This window comes from Pseudomonas azadiae (assembly GCF_019145355.1).
Taxonomy (GTDB): Bacteria; Pseudomonadota; Gammaproteobacteria; order Pseudomonadales; family Pseudomonadaceae; genus Aquipseudomonas; species Aquipseudomonas azadiae.
Window position 1 is genome coordinate 92331 of the sequence record NZ_JAHSTY010000003.1, and the last position, 14510, is coordinate 106840.

The 14510-nt window shown below is 61.3% G+C and carries 12 protein-coding genes; 9 read left to right on the top strand and 3 right to left on the bottom strand.

Going from position 1 to position 14510, the window contains the following annotated elements; genetic code table 11:
- The first annotated feature begins 49 nt into the window (after positions 1-49).
- From KVG91_RS27305 to KVG91_RS27345, 9 genes are all read left to right on the top strand, one after another.
- Complete coding sequence (locus tag KVG91_RS27305) at positions 50-805, top strand: DeoR/GlpR family transcriptional regulator (protein ID WP_076951400.1); 756 nt, start codon at positions 50-52, stop codon at positions 803-805.
- A 285-nt stretch (positions 806-1090) separates the two neighbouring features.
- A complete protein-coding gene (glpD, locus tag KVG91_RS27310; RefSeq protein ID WP_169376646.1) occupies positions 1091-2629 on the top strand; it encodes a glycerol-3-phosphate dehydrogenase in 1539 nt (512 codons plus the stop codon).
- A gap of 368 nt (positions 2630-2997) precedes the next feature.
- Positions 2998-3924, top strand: a complete 927-nt coding sequence (locus tag KVG91_RS27315) for a glutamate/aspartate ABC transporter substrate-binding protein (protein WP_169376645.1) — start codon at positions 2998-3000, stop codon at positions 3922-3924.
- Between the two features lie 193 nt (positions 3925-4117).
- Entirely contained in the window at positions 4118-4864 is a 747-nt protein-coding gene (locus KVG91_RS27320; RefSeq protein ID WP_169376644.1) for an amino acid ABC transporter permease, read from the top strand.
- Entirely contained in the window at positions 4864-5535 is a 672-nt protein-coding gene (locus tag KVG91_RS27325) for an amino acid ABC transporter permease (RefSeq protein ID WP_057021812.1), read from the top strand. Before KVG91_RS27320 ends, KVG91_RS27325 begins: the two co-directional genes overlap by 1 nt.
- Entirely contained in the window at positions 5532-6266 is a 735-nt protein-coding gene (locus KVG91_RS27330) for an amino acid ABC transporter ATP-binding protein (protein WP_065926530.1), read from the top strand. The genes KVG91_RS27325 and KVG91_RS27330 overlap by 4 nt, the downstream gene beginning before the upstream one ends.
- A gap of 190 nt (positions 6267-6456) precedes the next feature.
- Complete coding sequence (locus tag KVG91_RS27335) at positions 6457-8358, top strand: two-component sensor histidine kinase AauS (RefSeq protein ID WP_217894970.1); 1902 nt, start codon at positions 6457-6459, stop codon at positions 8356-8358.
- Positions 8355-9692: a two-component response regulator AauR gene (locus KVG91_RS27340; RefSeq protein ID WP_169374652.1), complete on the top strand. Its 1338-nt coding sequence runs from the start codon at positions 8355-8357 to the stop codon at positions 9690-9692. The genes KVG91_RS27335 and KVG91_RS27340 overlap by 4 nt, the downstream gene beginning before the upstream one ends.
- Positions 9692-10030 (top strand): GlpM family protein, encoded by a 339-nt coding sequence (locus KVG91_RS27345; protein WP_169374651.1) that lies wholly within the window; start codon positions 9692-9694, stop codon positions 10028-10030. Before KVG91_RS27340 ends, KVG91_RS27345 begins: the two co-directional genes overlap by 1 nt.
- A gap of 131 nt (positions 10031-10161) precedes the next feature.
- On the opposite strand, the gene KVG91_RS27350 is transcribed toward KVG91_RS27345, so the two are convergent.
- From KVG91_RS27350 to KVG91_RS27360, 3 genes are read right to left on the bottom strand one after another with little or no spacing between them, the layout of a single operon-like run.
- Positions 10162-11559, bottom strand: coding sequence for a sigma-54-dependent transcriptional regulator (locus KVG91_RS27350; RefSeq protein WP_169374650.1), 1398 nt, complete (start codon positions 11557-11559; stop codon positions 10162-10164).
- A complete protein-coding gene (locus tag KVG91_RS27355; protein ID WP_169374649.1) occupies positions 11549-13318 on the bottom strand; it encodes a sensor histidine kinase in 1770 nt (589 codons plus the stop codon). Before KVG91_RS27355 ends, KVG91_RS27350 begins: the two co-directional genes overlap by 11 nt.
- Positions 13318-14442, bottom strand: a complete 1125-nt coding sequence (locus KVG91_RS27360) for a GNAT family N-acetyltransferase (RefSeq protein WP_169374648.1) — start codon at positions 14440-14442, stop codon at positions 13318-13320. Before KVG91_RS27360 ends, KVG91_RS27355 begins: the two co-directional genes overlap by 1 nt.
- Between the last annotated feature and the right edge of the window lie 68 nt (positions 14443-14510).

The following is a 14510-nucleotide window of genomic DNA, read 5'->3' on the forward strand; positions in this document are numbered from 1 at the left end:
TCCTGCGTCATCATGGGCCACTTTTGTATGGCAGCCCAAAGGACGCCCCATGAATCTGCCTCCCCGCCAACAACAAATCCTCGAGCTGGTCCGTGAACGCGGCTATGTCAGTATCGAGGAAATGGCGCAGCTGTTCGTTGTCACCCCGCAAACCATCCGCCGCGATATCAACCAGCTGGCGGACGCCAATCTGCTGCGCCGCTACCACGGCGGCGCAGCCTATGACTCCAGTGTCGAAAACACCGCGTACGCCATGCGTGCCGACCAGATGCGCGATGAGAAACAGCGCATTGGCGAAGCCATCGCCGCGCAGATCCCCGATCACGCCTCCCTGTTCATCAATATCGGCACCACCACCGAATCCATCGCCCGTGCGTTGCTCAACCACAACCACTTGAAAATCATCACCAACAACCTCAACGTGGCCACCATGCTCAGCGCCAAGGACGACTTCGACGTGCTGCTCACGGGCGGTAATGTGCGACGCGACGGCGGTGTGGTGGGCCAGGCGAGTGTCGACTTCATCAACCAGTTCAAGGTCGACTTTGCCCTGGTAGGTATCAGCGGCATCGACGAAGACGGCAGCCTGCTGGATTTTGACTACCAGGAAGTGCGCGTTTCCCAAGCGATCATCGCCAATGCGCGCAAGGTGATCCTGGCGGCGGACTCCAGCAAATTCGGGCGCAATGCCATGATTCGCCTGGGGCCGATCAGCCTGGTGGACTGCCTGGTGACCGATCAGCAGCCCGTGCCGGCGTTGGTGCAGTTGTTGAGTGAGCATAAGGTTCGGTTGGAAGTCGTCTAGCGTCTACACCGCCGCCATCGCGGGCAAGCCCGCTCCCACATTTGATCGAGTTCCGGCATGGGAATGCGGCCAACTGTGGGAGCGGGCTTGCCCGCGATGGCGATTATCCGGTACCCATTTTCTCGAGCCTGACCGTGGCTCATGTTCACAAATTTTCCTTTCCCCCTCCTTCGATGAGTTTTTTCAATCGAAGTCGGCTGGCTGTGCCCGCGTTTATCAGCTACCATTTTCGCAAATGAACATTAATGTTCGAATTCCAATACGAAAAGATCGAGAGGCCAGCCGATGAACCCTTCTACCTTGCCTGCTCCACCGCTTGCCGAAGTCTATGACGTTGCCGTAATTGGTGGCGGGATCAACGGCGTCGGCATTGCGGCAGACGCAGCCGGGCGCGGTTTGTCGGTATTCCTTTGCGAAAAGGACGACCTGGCCAGCCACACCTCCTCCGCCAGCAGCAAGCTGATCCACGGCGGCCTGCGTTACCTTGAACATTACGAATTCCGCCTGGTGCGCGAAGCGCTGGCCGAACGCGAAGTGCTGCTGGCCAAGGCGCCGCATATCGTCAAGCAGATGCGCTTCGTCTTGCCGCACCGCCCGCACCTGCGTCCAGCCTGGATGATCCGCGCCGGCCTGTTTCTGTACGACAACCTGGGCAAGCGCGAAAAGCTGGCCGGTTCGAAAAGCCTCAAGTTCGGCCCGGACAGCCCGCTCAAAAGCGAAATCACCAAAGGCTTCGAATACTCGGACTGCTGGGTCGATGACGCCCGCCTCGTCGTGTTGAACGCGATGGCCGCCCGCGAAAAAGGCGCACACATCCATACCCAGACCCGTTGCGTCAGTGCCCAGCGCAGCAACGGCCTGTGGGAAATGAACATGGAACGCGCCGACGGCAGCCTGTTTTCGATCCGCGCCCGTGCGCTGGTGAACGCCGCAGGCCCTTGGGTTGCCAAGTTCATCAAGGACGACCTGAAGCTGGACTCGCCCTACGGCATCCGCCTGATTCAGGGCAGTCACCTCATCGTGCCGAAACTCTACGAAGGTGCGCATGCGCATATCCTGCAGAACGAGGACCAGCGCATCGTCTTCACCATTCCGTACCTGAACCACCTGACCATCATCGGCACCACCGATCGGGAATACACCGGCGACCCGGCTGCAGTCGCGATCACCGAGGGCGAAACCGACTACATGCTCAAAGTGGTCAATGCGCACTTCAAGAAGCAAGTGAGTCGCGACGACATCGTCCACACCTACTCCGGTGTGCGCCCGCTGTGCAATGACGAGTCGGACAACCCGTCGGCCATCACCCGCGACTACACCCTGGCGCTGTCCGGCGGCACGGGCGAGGCGCCGATCCTGTCGGTGTTCGGCGGCAAGTTGACCACGTACCGCAAGCTTGCCGAATCGGCCATGGCGCAACTGGCGCCGTACTTCACCCAGATGCGCCCGAGCTGGACCGCCAAAGCCAGCCTGCCTGGCGGCGAGGACATGACTACGCCAGAAGCCCTGGCCGAAGCCATTCGCAGCAAATTCGACTGGGTGCCAAGTGAGATCGCCCGCCGTTGGTCCACCACCTACGGCAGCCGCACATGGCGCTTGCTCGAAGGCGTGCAATCGCTGGCCGACTTGGGCGAGCACCTGGGTGGCGGCCTGTACACCCGCGAGGTCGACTACCTGTGCGCCGAAGAGTGGGTGACCCAAGCTCAGGATGTGCTGTGGCGCCGGACCAAGCTCGGCCTGTTCACCACTGCGCAAGAACAGGAAAACGTGCAACGTTACCTGTCCAAGGTGGAGCAAAACCGCAGCAAGACCCAAGCTGCCTGACACACCCGTAATCCTGTAGGAGCGAGCTTGCTCGCGAAAAATCTCAGAACGCCGCGTTTATTCAGCATGAACGCGGCGTTTTTGCGTTTTTCGCGAGCAAGCTCGCTCCTACAGGCCCATTCGGTTTTCCGAACGCCACACGAGAGCCTATTCGGTTTGCCGGACCCAAGGCTTAAAAACAATTCGTCATATAAACTTAATCCTCAAATAAATCATGCAGTTAATCTTTTACTGCTGGTATGGCACGACTCATGCTCTACACTCTGGGACGATTGCCTGGGACGCCTCAGGAGCCGTCACGGGCATTCGCTGTACAAGAGAGCCGTTTAGCTGGCTTCATAAAAAAAACAAATGTCGAGGAAGTATTGATGCGCATCGTTCCCCATATTCTGGGCGCAGCTATCGCTGCCGCTCTGATCAGCACTCCAGTGTTCGCCGCTGAACTCACCGGCACCCTGAAGAAGATCAACGACTCCGGCACCATCACTCTCGCTCACCGCGACAGCTCCATTCCGTTTTCCTACATCGCGGATGGTACGGGCAAACCCGTGGGCTACTCCCATGACATTCAGCTGGCTGTCGTCGAAGCCCTGAAAAAAGACCTGAACAAACCCGACCTGAAGACCAAGTACAACCTGGTAACCTCGCAAACCCGTATTCCGCTGATCCAGAACGGCACCGCGGACCTCGAGTGCGGCTCCACCACCAACAACGCCGAACGCGCCCAGCAAGTCGACTTCACCACCAATATCTTCGAAATCGGCACCCGTCTGCTGGTCAAGAAAGACAAGGAAGGCAAGCCGTCATACGCCGACTTCGCCGACCTGAAAGGCAAGAACGTCGTGACCACCGCCGGCACTACGTCCGAGCGCATCCTCAAGGCGATGAACGCCGACAAGCAGATGGGCATGAACGTCATCTCCGCCAAGGACCACGGCGAATCCTTCCAGATGCTCGAAAGCGGCCGCGCCGTCGCCTTCATGATGGACGACGCCCTGCTCGCCGGTGAAGAAGCCAAGGCCAAGAAGCCGGACGATTGGGTTATCACCGGTACGCCACAGTCCTTCGAAGCCTACGCCTGCATGGTTCGCAAAGGCGACCCGGACTTCAAGAAAGCCGTGGATAACGCCATCGTCGGCCTGTACAAGTCCGGCGAGATCAACAAGATCTACGCCAAATGGTTCGAAAGCCCGATCCCGCCAAAAGGCCTGAACCTGAACTTCCCGATGAGCGAGAAGGTGAAGGAGCTGATCGCCAACCCAAGCGACAAACCAGCGCCTGACGTAAAAATCTGATACCTGACTAAGCTTATCGCCTGAGGGAGCCCACCTTCCCTCAGGCGTCTGTTACTACCTGCTGGTTTTACTTTGGAACACTCGACCTGGCGGTTTTCGAGCCGATCGCGTGTGCCTGGCGTTCATCGTTGGGCGGGAATGGATTTTCCCCAAGCGGGTGCTTGTACATCGATCGATTTCGGGGGAGACCCTAATGAATTACAACTGGGACTGGGGCGTATTCTTCAAGTCCACGGGCGTTGGCAGCGAGACGTATCTCGACTGGTACATCGCCGGTTTGGGCTGGACTATCGCCATCGCTGTCGTGGCATGGATCATCGCCTTGCTGCTGGGGTCCATCCTGGGCGTCATGCGCACGGTGCCGAACCGCCTCGTGGCGGGCATCGCGACCTGCTACGTTGAACTGTTTCGTAACGTGCCGCTGCTGGTTCAGCTGTTCATCTGGTACTTCCTGATACCCGACCTGCTGCCACAAGGCCTGCAGGACTGGTATAAACAGGACCTGAACCCGACGACGTCCGCCTACCTGAGCGTGGTCGTGTGCCTGGGCCTCTTCACCGCCGCCCGTGTGTGCGAGCAAGTGCGCACCGGCATCCAGGCGCTGCCAACCGGCCAGGAAGCCGCCGCGCGCGCCATGGGCTTCAAGCTGCCGCAGATCTACTGGAATGTGCTGCTGCCCCAGGCGTACCGGATCATCATTCCGCCGCTTACCTCGGAATTCCTCAACGTCTTCAAGAACTCCTCCGTGGCGTCCTTGATCGGCCTGATGGAACTGCTGGCGCAAACCAAGCAGACCGCCGAGTTCTCGGCCAACCTGTTCGAGGCCTTCACCCTGGCCACGCTGATCTACTTCACCCTGAACATGAGCCTGATGCTGCTGATGCGCATGGTCGAGAAGAAAGTCGCGGTGCCCGGCCTGATTTCCCTGGGGGGTAAATAATGGAATTCGATTTCAGCGGCATCATCCCCGCCATCCCGGGCCTGTGGAACGGCATGGTCATGACCCTGCAGTTGATGGTCATGGGCGTGGTCGGCGGCATCATCCTGGGTACGATTCTCGCCCTGATGCGCCTGTCGTCCAGCAAATTGCTGTCACGCGTGGCCGGCGCCTATGTGAACTATTTCCGCTCGATCCCGCTGCTGCTGGTGATCACCTGGTTCTACCTGGCGGTACCGTTCGTGCTGCGCTGGATCACAGGCGAAGACACCCCGATCGGTGCGTTCACCTCCTGCGTCGTGGCGTTCATGATGTTCGAAGCCGCGTACTTCTGCGAAATCGTGCGGGCCGGCGTGCAGTCCATTCCCAAGGGCCAGATGGCGGCGGCACAGGCCATGGGCATGACCTATGGCCAGACCATGCGCCTGATCATCCTGCCCCAGGCGTTCCGCAAGATGACACCGTTGCTGCTGCAACAGTCGATCATCCTGTTTCAGGACACCTCGCTGGTCTACACCGTGGGCCTGGTGGATTTCCTCAACTCCGCCCGCTCCAACGGCGACATCATCGGCCGCTCCAACGAGTTCCTGATCTTCGCCGGTGTCGTCTACTTCATCATCAGCTTTTCCGCCTCGCTGCTGGTCAAGCGTCTGCAAAAAAGGTTTGCCGTATGATCTCTATCAAGAACATCAACAAGTGGTATGGCGACTTCCAGGTGCTGACCGATTGCAGCACCGAGGTTAAAAAAGGCGAAGTGATCGTGGTGTGCGGGCCGTCCGGTTCGGGCAAATCCACCCTGATCAAGTGCGTCAACGCGCTGGAACCGTTCCAGAAGGGCGACGTTATCGTGGACGGCACCTCGATTGCCGACCCGAAGACCAACCTGCCAAAGTTACGCTCACGCGTGGGCATGGTGTTCCAGCACTTCGAACTGTTCCCACACCTGACCATCACCGAAAACCTGACCATCGCGCAGATCAAGGTGCTTGGCCGCAGCAAGGAAGAAGCCACCAAGAAAGGCCTGCAATTGCTCGAGCGCGTGGGCCTGTCGGCGCACGCCCACAAGCACCCGGGCCAACTCTCCGGCGGCCAGCAACAGCGTGTGGCAATCGCCCGCGCCCTGGCCATGGACCCGATCGTCATGCTGTTCGACGAACCGACGTCAGCGCTGGACCCGGAAATGGTCAACGAAGTACTGGACGTGATGGTGCAGCTGGCCCAGGAAGGCATGACCATGATGTGCGTGACCCACGAAATGGGCTTTGCCCGCAAAGTGGCCGACCGGGTGATCTTCATGGACGCCGGCAAGATCATCGAAGACTGCCCGAAAGAAGAGTTCTTCGGCGACATCAGCGCCCGCTCCGAACGCGCGCAGCACTTCCTTGAGAAAATCCTGCAGCACTAAAAGCAACACCGTTTGCCCTGCAGAAACGCGATTTGTGTGAGAGCTGGCTTATGTGGGAGCTGGCTGCCTGCGATAGCATCGCCTCGGTGCAATTTTGAAACCGAGGCGCCTGCATCGCGGGCAAGCCCGGCTCCCACACAAGCCCGATCTCTGCGCGGCTGACAGCGGTAGCTGACCCAAGGCATCTGTGATGAAATGCGACCCCAACCAATTTCGCGCCGCACCGCCATCACTTGCCGTGAAACCACGCCTGATCCGCCAACTGTTCCTGCCACCGTTGATCATCGCCCTGATGATCGGCCTGGGCTACATCGGCTTCTGGATCAGCGAGTACTACGGCATTCGCACCCTCAGCGACACCGGTGAACGCCAGTTGGAGCTGCATGCCCGCACCGTCGAAAGTGAACTGAGCAAATACACCTACCTGCCCAGCCTCCTCGAGCTGGAATCCAGCGTTTCCCTACTGCTGGCCGACCCCAGCCAGGAAACCCGCAAAACCGTCAACGACTACCTCGAAGGCCTCAACCGACGCAGTCGCAGCCGCGCCATCTACGTGATGGACACCACCGGCCGCGTGCTCGCCACCAGTAACTGGCGCGATGCCGACAGTTACCAGGGTGAAGACCTGTCCTTTCGCGCCTATTTCCAGAACGCCGTGCGTGGCCAGCCCGGACGCTTCTACGGCATCGGCAGCACCAATGGCGAACCTGGCTACTACCTCGCCCATGGCCTGGAAGAACACGGCAAGATCATCGGTGTCGCCGTGGTCAAAGTGCGCCTCGAAGCCCTGGAAGAACGCTGGCAACGCGCGCGCCTTGAAGCTTTTGTCAGCGACGAGAACGGCATCATCATCCTCTCCAGCGACCCGGCCCGCCGCCTCAAGGCCGTGCGCCCGCTGAGCGATGAAACCAAGGACCGCCTGGCCCACAGCCTGCAATATTACTGGGCAACGCTGAACGCGCTGGAGCCCCTGGCCCGCGAACGCCTCAACGAACGCGCCGAAAAACTGACCTTCCCGGCCAATAGCGAAGTGGTGAATGACGAGCACGCCGTCAGCTACCTGGCGCAAACCCGCCCGCTGAATGACACGCCGTGGCATTTCACCCTGCTCACCCCGCTCAACGACCTGCGCCGCGCCGCCATCAATCAAGGCATCCTGGTGGCGGTCGCGTTTGGCCTGGTGGCGTTTTTGCTGATTGCCTGGAACGAGCGACGCAAAGTCATCGCCACCCGCCTCGCCGCACGGGAAGCCCTGCAGGAAGCCAACAGCCAGCTGGAACGGCGGATCGCTGAACGCACTGCCGACCTGCGTGCCAGCAACGAACGGCTCAAGGGCCAGATCCGCGAGCGGCGCCAGGCCGAAGAAACCCTGCGCCGCGCCCAGGATGAACTGGTGCAGGCCGGCAAACTCGCAGCCATTGGCCAGATGTCCACCAGCATCGCCCATGAACTGAACCAGCCGCTGGCGGCGTTGCGCACGCTGTCGGGCAACACCGTACGCTTCCTTGAGCGTGGCGCGCTGGACACCGCCAGCGCCAACCTCAAGACCATCAACGAACTGATCGACCGCATGGGCCGCATCACCGCCAGCCTGCGTTCCTTCGCCCGGCGCGGCGATGATCAGGGTGAAGCCAGCCTCGCCAAGGCCGTGGACGCCGCGTTCCAGGTACTCGGCGCACGCTTGGACAGCCTGCCGCTGACCCTGCACCGCGACTTTTCCCACGCCCAACTGCAAATCGACCAGACGCGCCTGGAGCAGATCCTGGTCAACCTGATCGGCAACGCCCTCGATGCCATGCAAGCCCAACCGGCTCCGCAGCTGTGGCTGGAAGGCAGCAGCGCCGACGGTAAATACCGTCTGCGCGTGCGTGACAACGGCCATGGCATCGATCCCGAGACGCGCAAGCATTTGTTCGAACCCTTTTTCACCACCAAGCCCGGCGAACAAGGCCTGGGCCTGGGCCTGACCCTTTCCGCGAGCCTCGCGGCCGCAACTGGCGGCAGCCTTGCCGTGGAACATCCGGCCGATGGTGGTACCGCCTTTGTCCTGAACCTGCCACTGGTGGGCGCTCAACGAGCTGAGTCGACATGAATATTGAAGCCCAAGACCTCACCGTCCTGATCGTCGAAGACGACCCCCATGTGTTGCTCGGTTGCCAGCAAGCCCTGGCCCTGGAAGATATTCCCAGCGTCGGCGTGGGCAGTGCCGAAGAGGCGTTGCAGCGCATCGGCGAGAACTTCGCCGGCATTGTGATCAGCGACATCCGCCTGCCGGGCATCGGCGGCCTGGAGCTGCTCACGCGCCTCAAGGCCCTGGACAAAAGCCTGCCAGTGGTGCTGATCACCGGGCATGGCGATATCTCCATGGCGGTCGGTGCGATGCGCAATGGCGCCTACGATTTCATGGAAAAACCCTTCTCCCCCGAGCGCCTGGTGGACGTCGCGCGCCGCGCTCTGGAACAACGCGGGCTGGCGCGGGAAGTCTGGTCGCTGCGCCGCCAACTGGCCGAGCGCGATTCCCTGGAAGGCCGCATCATCGGCCGCTCGCCGGCCATGCAGAACCTGCGCGAGTTGATCGCCAACGTCGCCGACACCTCGGCCAACGTCTTGATCGAAGGCGAGACCGGTACCGGAAAGGAACTGGTTGCGCGCTGCCTGCATGATTTCAGCCGGCGCCATGCCCACCAGTTCGTCGCGCTGAACTGCGGCGGCCTGCCGGAGAACCTCTTCGAAAGCGAGATTTTCGGCCATGAAGCCAACGCCTTCACCGGCGCCGGCAAGCGCCGCATCGGCAAGATCGAACACGCCCACGAAGGCACGCTGTTTCTCGACGAAGTGGAAAGCATGCCGATCAACCTGCAGATCAAATTGCTGCGCGTCTTGCAGGAGCGCACCCTGGAACGCCTGGGCTCGAACCAGAGCGTGGCGGTGGATTGCCGCGTGATCGCCGCCACCAAGTCGGACCTTGACGAACTGAGCCGCGCCAGCCAGTTCCGCAGCGACCTGTACTACCGCCTCAACGTGGTGACCCTGGAACTGCCGCCCCTGCGCGAGCGCCGCGAAGACATCCTGCAATTGTTCGAACACTTCCTGCAGCAGTCATCCCTGCGCTTCGACCGCGCCGTGCCGGAGCTGGACAACCAGACCCTGTCGAGCCTGATGAGCCACGACTGGCCGGGCAACGTGCGTGAACTGCGCAACGTTGCCGAACGCTTCGCCCTTGGCCTGCCGGCCTTCAAAAAAAGCGGCGCCAGCAGCGGCAACCACGGCCTGGCCTTCACCGAGGCGGTGGAAGCCTTCGAACGCAACCTGCTCAACGACGCCCTGCAACGCAGCGGCGGCAACCTGACCCAGGCCAGCCAGGAACTGGGGATGGCCAAGACCACCTTGTTCGACAAAGTCAAAAAATACGGGTTGAGCCACTGATGGATCTTTTCTTGAAAGCCGCCCTGGGCGCGGCGGTGGTGCTGATTCTGGCGGCGCTGGCCAAGACCAAAAACTATTACATCGCGGGGTTGGTGCCGCTGTTTCCGACCTTTGCGTTGATCGCCCATTACATCGTCGGCAAGGGCCGTTCTGTAGAGGATCTGAAAACCACGATCCTGTTCGGGATGTGGTCGATCATTCCGTATTTTGTGTACTTGGCGACGTTGTATGTGGTGGTGGATCGGATGCGGCTGGAGGCGTCGCTCGCGGTGGCAGCGGTAGCATGGCTGATGGCTGCGACCGTTTTGGTCAGCGTCTGGGTGCGCGTCCATACCTGACACAACACGGTCAACACTGTGGGAGCTGGCTTGCCTGCGATAGCGATGTATCAGCCAGAACATTTGGCACAGATAGACCGCTATCGCAGGCAAGCCAGCTCCCACAGTTGAATTGAGGCGTGCCAGAGAAGTCAGCGGACGATCTTGTCGACCTGGATACCCAGCTTCTTCAAGCGATACCAAAAGCTCCTCTCCGAAATCCCGATCTTCTGCGCCGCCGCGGCCTGTACGCCATTGCTCTCCTGCAGCGCCGCCAGAATATAAGCCTTCTCCACCTCCGCCAACGCCGCATCCAAATCCTGGGGAATACCCGGCCCGTCGCTGAGGATCGCGGTCACGCCGCCCTCGCTCGGTTTGGACGCAAACAAGTAGCCCGGCAAGTCGATATCCTCGATAACCGACGAAGCCGCCACGATGGTCGCGCGCTCCACGCAGTTCTGCAGCTCCCGGATATTGCCCGGCCAGTGATACGCGGCCATGGCCTGCAACGCTTCGGCGCTGAACCCGGTAATACGCTTGCCGGCCGTGGCGCTGAGGCTGTGGGCGAAGTGCCGGGCCAGGGGCGCGATGTCTTCCACGCGTTCACGCAGGGGCGGCAGCGGGATCGGGAACACGTTGAGGCGGTAATACAGGTCTTCGCGAAATTCCTTGTTGGCCACCGCCTGCAGCAGGTTCTTGTTGGTGGCGGCGATCACCCGCACGTCCACCTTGCGCTCGCGCGGATCGCCCACCGGTTCGATCACGCGCTCCTGCAACGCGCGCAGGATCTTGGCCTGTAACGCCAGCGGCATGTCGCCCACTTCATCGAGAAACAACGTGCCTTTGTCGGCCTGCTGGAAGCGCCCGACCCGGTCGGCCACGGCGCCGGTAAACGCGCCTTTGCGATGGCCGAACATTTCGCTTTCCAGCAGCCCTTCCGGGATCGCCGCGCAGTTGACCGCCACGAACGGCTTGTCGGCACGGCTGCCGTACTTGTGGATGGCGCGGGCGACCATTTCCTTGCCGGTGCCGCTTTCGCCGGTCAGCAGGATGGTGGCGCTGCTGTCGCGCACCGAGTCCACCGCTTGCAGCACTTTGCGAAACGCCGGGCTGTCGCCGACCAGGCTGTCGAATTGCGCGTGTTCATCCAGCTCGGCACGCAGGCGTGCGTTGTCGCGCATGATGTCGCGAAACTGCAGGGCCTTGGCCACGGTGATGTCCAGTTCGTCGATGTCGAACGGCTTGGCGATGTAGTCGTAGGCACCGTTGCGCATCGACTGCACGGCGTTTTTCACCGTGCTGTAGGCCGTCATCACGATCACCGGCACGTGGGGGTAGCGCAGCTTGATCTCGGCCAACAGCGCCGGGCCGTCCATGCCGGGCATGCGCCAGTCACTGATGACCAGGTCGATGTCTTCCCCTTCCAGCACTTTGAGCGCATGCAGACCGTTGCCGGCGATAAACACCTGCACGTCGTTCTGGCCCAGGGCCGACGCCAGCAGGTCGCAGAGTTTGGGTTCGTCGTCGACCACCAGAATGTTATGCGTCATGACTGTCCTCGTCGTCTTCGCCCATTGCCGGAATGTACAGGCTGAACGTGGCGCCGGCATCTTTCTCACTGGCGCATTCAATGCTGGCGTCGTGACTTTCCATGATCGAATAGACTTTGGCCAGGCCCAGGCCGGTGCCGGAAGCCTTGGTGGTGACGAAGGGCGTGAAGATACGCTCGATCATTTCGGCCGGTATGCCCTGGCCGGTGTCGGCAATGCTGATCACCGTATGTTCGCCCGCCGTGCGAATGCCCAGCGTCAGGCGCCCGCCTTCGGGCATCGCGTCGATGGCGTTGAGAATCAGGTTGAGGCACGCCTGCTTGAGCTGCTTGGCATCGGCATAGATCGTCGCGCCCGGCGCCTGGTCATCGATGTGCGCATCGATGTTATGGGAGGCCAGTTCAGGGCCGCAGAAGCCGAGGATTTCCTCCACCACGGCGCGCGCAGGCTGCAATACCCGCAACGGCGGGTTGGGCTTGGCGAAGTCAAGGAACTCGGTGATCAGGTCGTTGATGCGGCTGACTTCACTGATCACGTATTCCAGGTGACGCTTGTCGGTTTGCGCCAGGTCGGCACGGCGGTGCAGCAGTTGGGTCGCCGTCTTGATGATGCCCAGCGGGTTGCGGATTTCGTGGGCAAGGCCCATGGCGACTTCACCCAGGGCGTGCAGGCGATCACGCCGACGCAACTGGGCTTCGAGGTGATGCAACTCGCCCAGGCGCTCGGTCATATGGTTGAAGGTGCTGCTCAATTGCGCCAGCTCGTCGCCACCGCTGACCGCCACGCGGTGCGCGTAGTCGCCGCTGATCACCGCGCTGACGCCCTGGGAAAGGTCCCGCAGCGGTTTGGTCAGGCGCCGCGACACCAATACCCCCGCCGCCAGCGACAGCGCCGAGCTGAGCAGGAATATCAGCACGAACAGATTGCTCTGGTTGACCAGCCCGACCAGGCTGGTGTGGCGCAGCAGGCCACTGAAGATCACGCCTTGCAGGTCGCCGGCATCGTTGAAGATCGGCCAGTACAAACCGCTGTAGTTGTTGGTGAACTGCTCGCTGGGCTGCTTGGTGCTGCGCATCGCGGTTTCGACGCTCTTGGGGATGCGCGAGGGGTGATCCTCGAAGCGCTGGGTCGAAAATATTTCGGAGAAACCGTCGGGGTTGGCCAGGTACAGGCGCAGATCGAGGGAATGCACATCGGCCACGCTGGTGAGGAAACTGCTGTCCAGGTAGGTCCCGACCAGCAGCAGATAATCGACGCCGTCCTGGCTGGTTTCAAAGGTCGAGACCACAATGCCGGTGGAGGCGCCGCCCACCTGCACCGTCTGCAGTACCGTGTTCTTGGCCAGGCTGATCTGCTGGACGATGTCATCGGCGGCAGTGCTGAACACCAGCTTATGGTCACTGACGCGGATCAGCGCCACCACGTCGATATCGGTGGCATCGGCAATGTCGGCGGTCAGCCGGTCGTGTCTCGCGGCCTGCCGGCTCGACGGCGGGCTGGTGTAGCGCAGGAACAGTTTGGCCATGCGCGCGTTGTCGTGAAGAATGTCGCCGATCTCGTCCTTGACGATCTTGGTCGACTCCTGCAGCCAGATGCGCACGTTGCTGTCGAAAATCTGCGACAGTGTGGTGGCGGCCAGTTCCGCGGCAATCATGGTGGGAATCACGCTGACCAGCCAGAACGCCAGCACCAGCTTGCGCTGCACGCTCCAGCGCGAAATGGCAAAGGGGCGGGCTTTCTGGCGGGTCTTGGTGATCATCAGGTTTCGCTTATCGCAGCAGCCATGGCAGGGTCGGAACGATCCGGTCGAATAAACAGTTTTACAAGCATGAGCAGGCTGTTGACCAGCCGGTTGCGGTGACGAAAAAACACGCTGTTGCCCTGGAACTCGCATCCCAGGCGCAGCTTACTGGCATACCCGGCCTGGCCGCACTCGTATCGCGCAATATTGTGCTGGATACAGTAGTCGACGTTGGTCAGCCAACTGCGAAAATACAGGTTGTAGTCGCGGCTGAATGCCACGTCATGCCCGAAAAACTTGTCGACCAGCCGGTGTTCGTCGACCAGGACCAGATTGAACGCCACCAGGTGCTCGCCCACCCAGTAGAGCACACAGACCGCGCGGTCATCGAGGCGTTCGAGCACCCCGGTGAAGTAGCCGGCAGGCAGCCGCTCGAACTGCAACTCGGCGCGTGCCAGCGTGGCCTCGTACAGGCGCATGACCTCCGGCAGCACATCGTCGATCGTGCGCCGCCACTCCACTCGCGGGCCCGGCGCACGCAGTTTGCGGCGCAGGTCCTTGCGCGTGGATTTGCCCAGCGAGCCCAGATAGGCATCCACCGAGCCATAAGGCAGCGGCAGCACACCCGAGGGCAAGCTCGGCATGCTTTGCAAGCCCGCCGCCCGGCAACTCTGGCGCCAATGCGGGTCTTTGCTCGGCGCGTCCTTGACCGCCAGCAAGCCGATACCGAAGTCATCGGCGTCCCGGCGAGCGGCTTCCAGCAGGTGCTTGAGTAACTGCGGACGCAGTGTCTGTGGCACGCCACTGGCGAAACCGACGTCGCAACGTTCGGCCACCGGGGAGCCGAGGGCATACAGCCCCAGTTGCAGGAGTCCCGGCCAGCGCCGCGCCACACGCTCGGTCAGGCGCTTGCCGGCGCCCGACACCGTGGTGTCGAGACGATAATGGGTGATGAACGCGGCGGCCACCGCCACCAGCGTTCCATCCTTGTAGACCGCCAGGTAGCGCCACTGGAAATCATCGATGGCGGCGTTTTCCACGGCGACGTAATAGTCCCAGTCTTCCAGGGCACCCGGGAAACAGTCGTTCCAGGCGCTGCGCTGGATGGCCCGAATGGTCGAGAAGGCTTGGGTGGTGATCACGTATTTCCCTTATTTCTTTGGCGAACGCCGATCCAATGTGGGAGCTGGCTTGCCTGCGATGCAGGCGC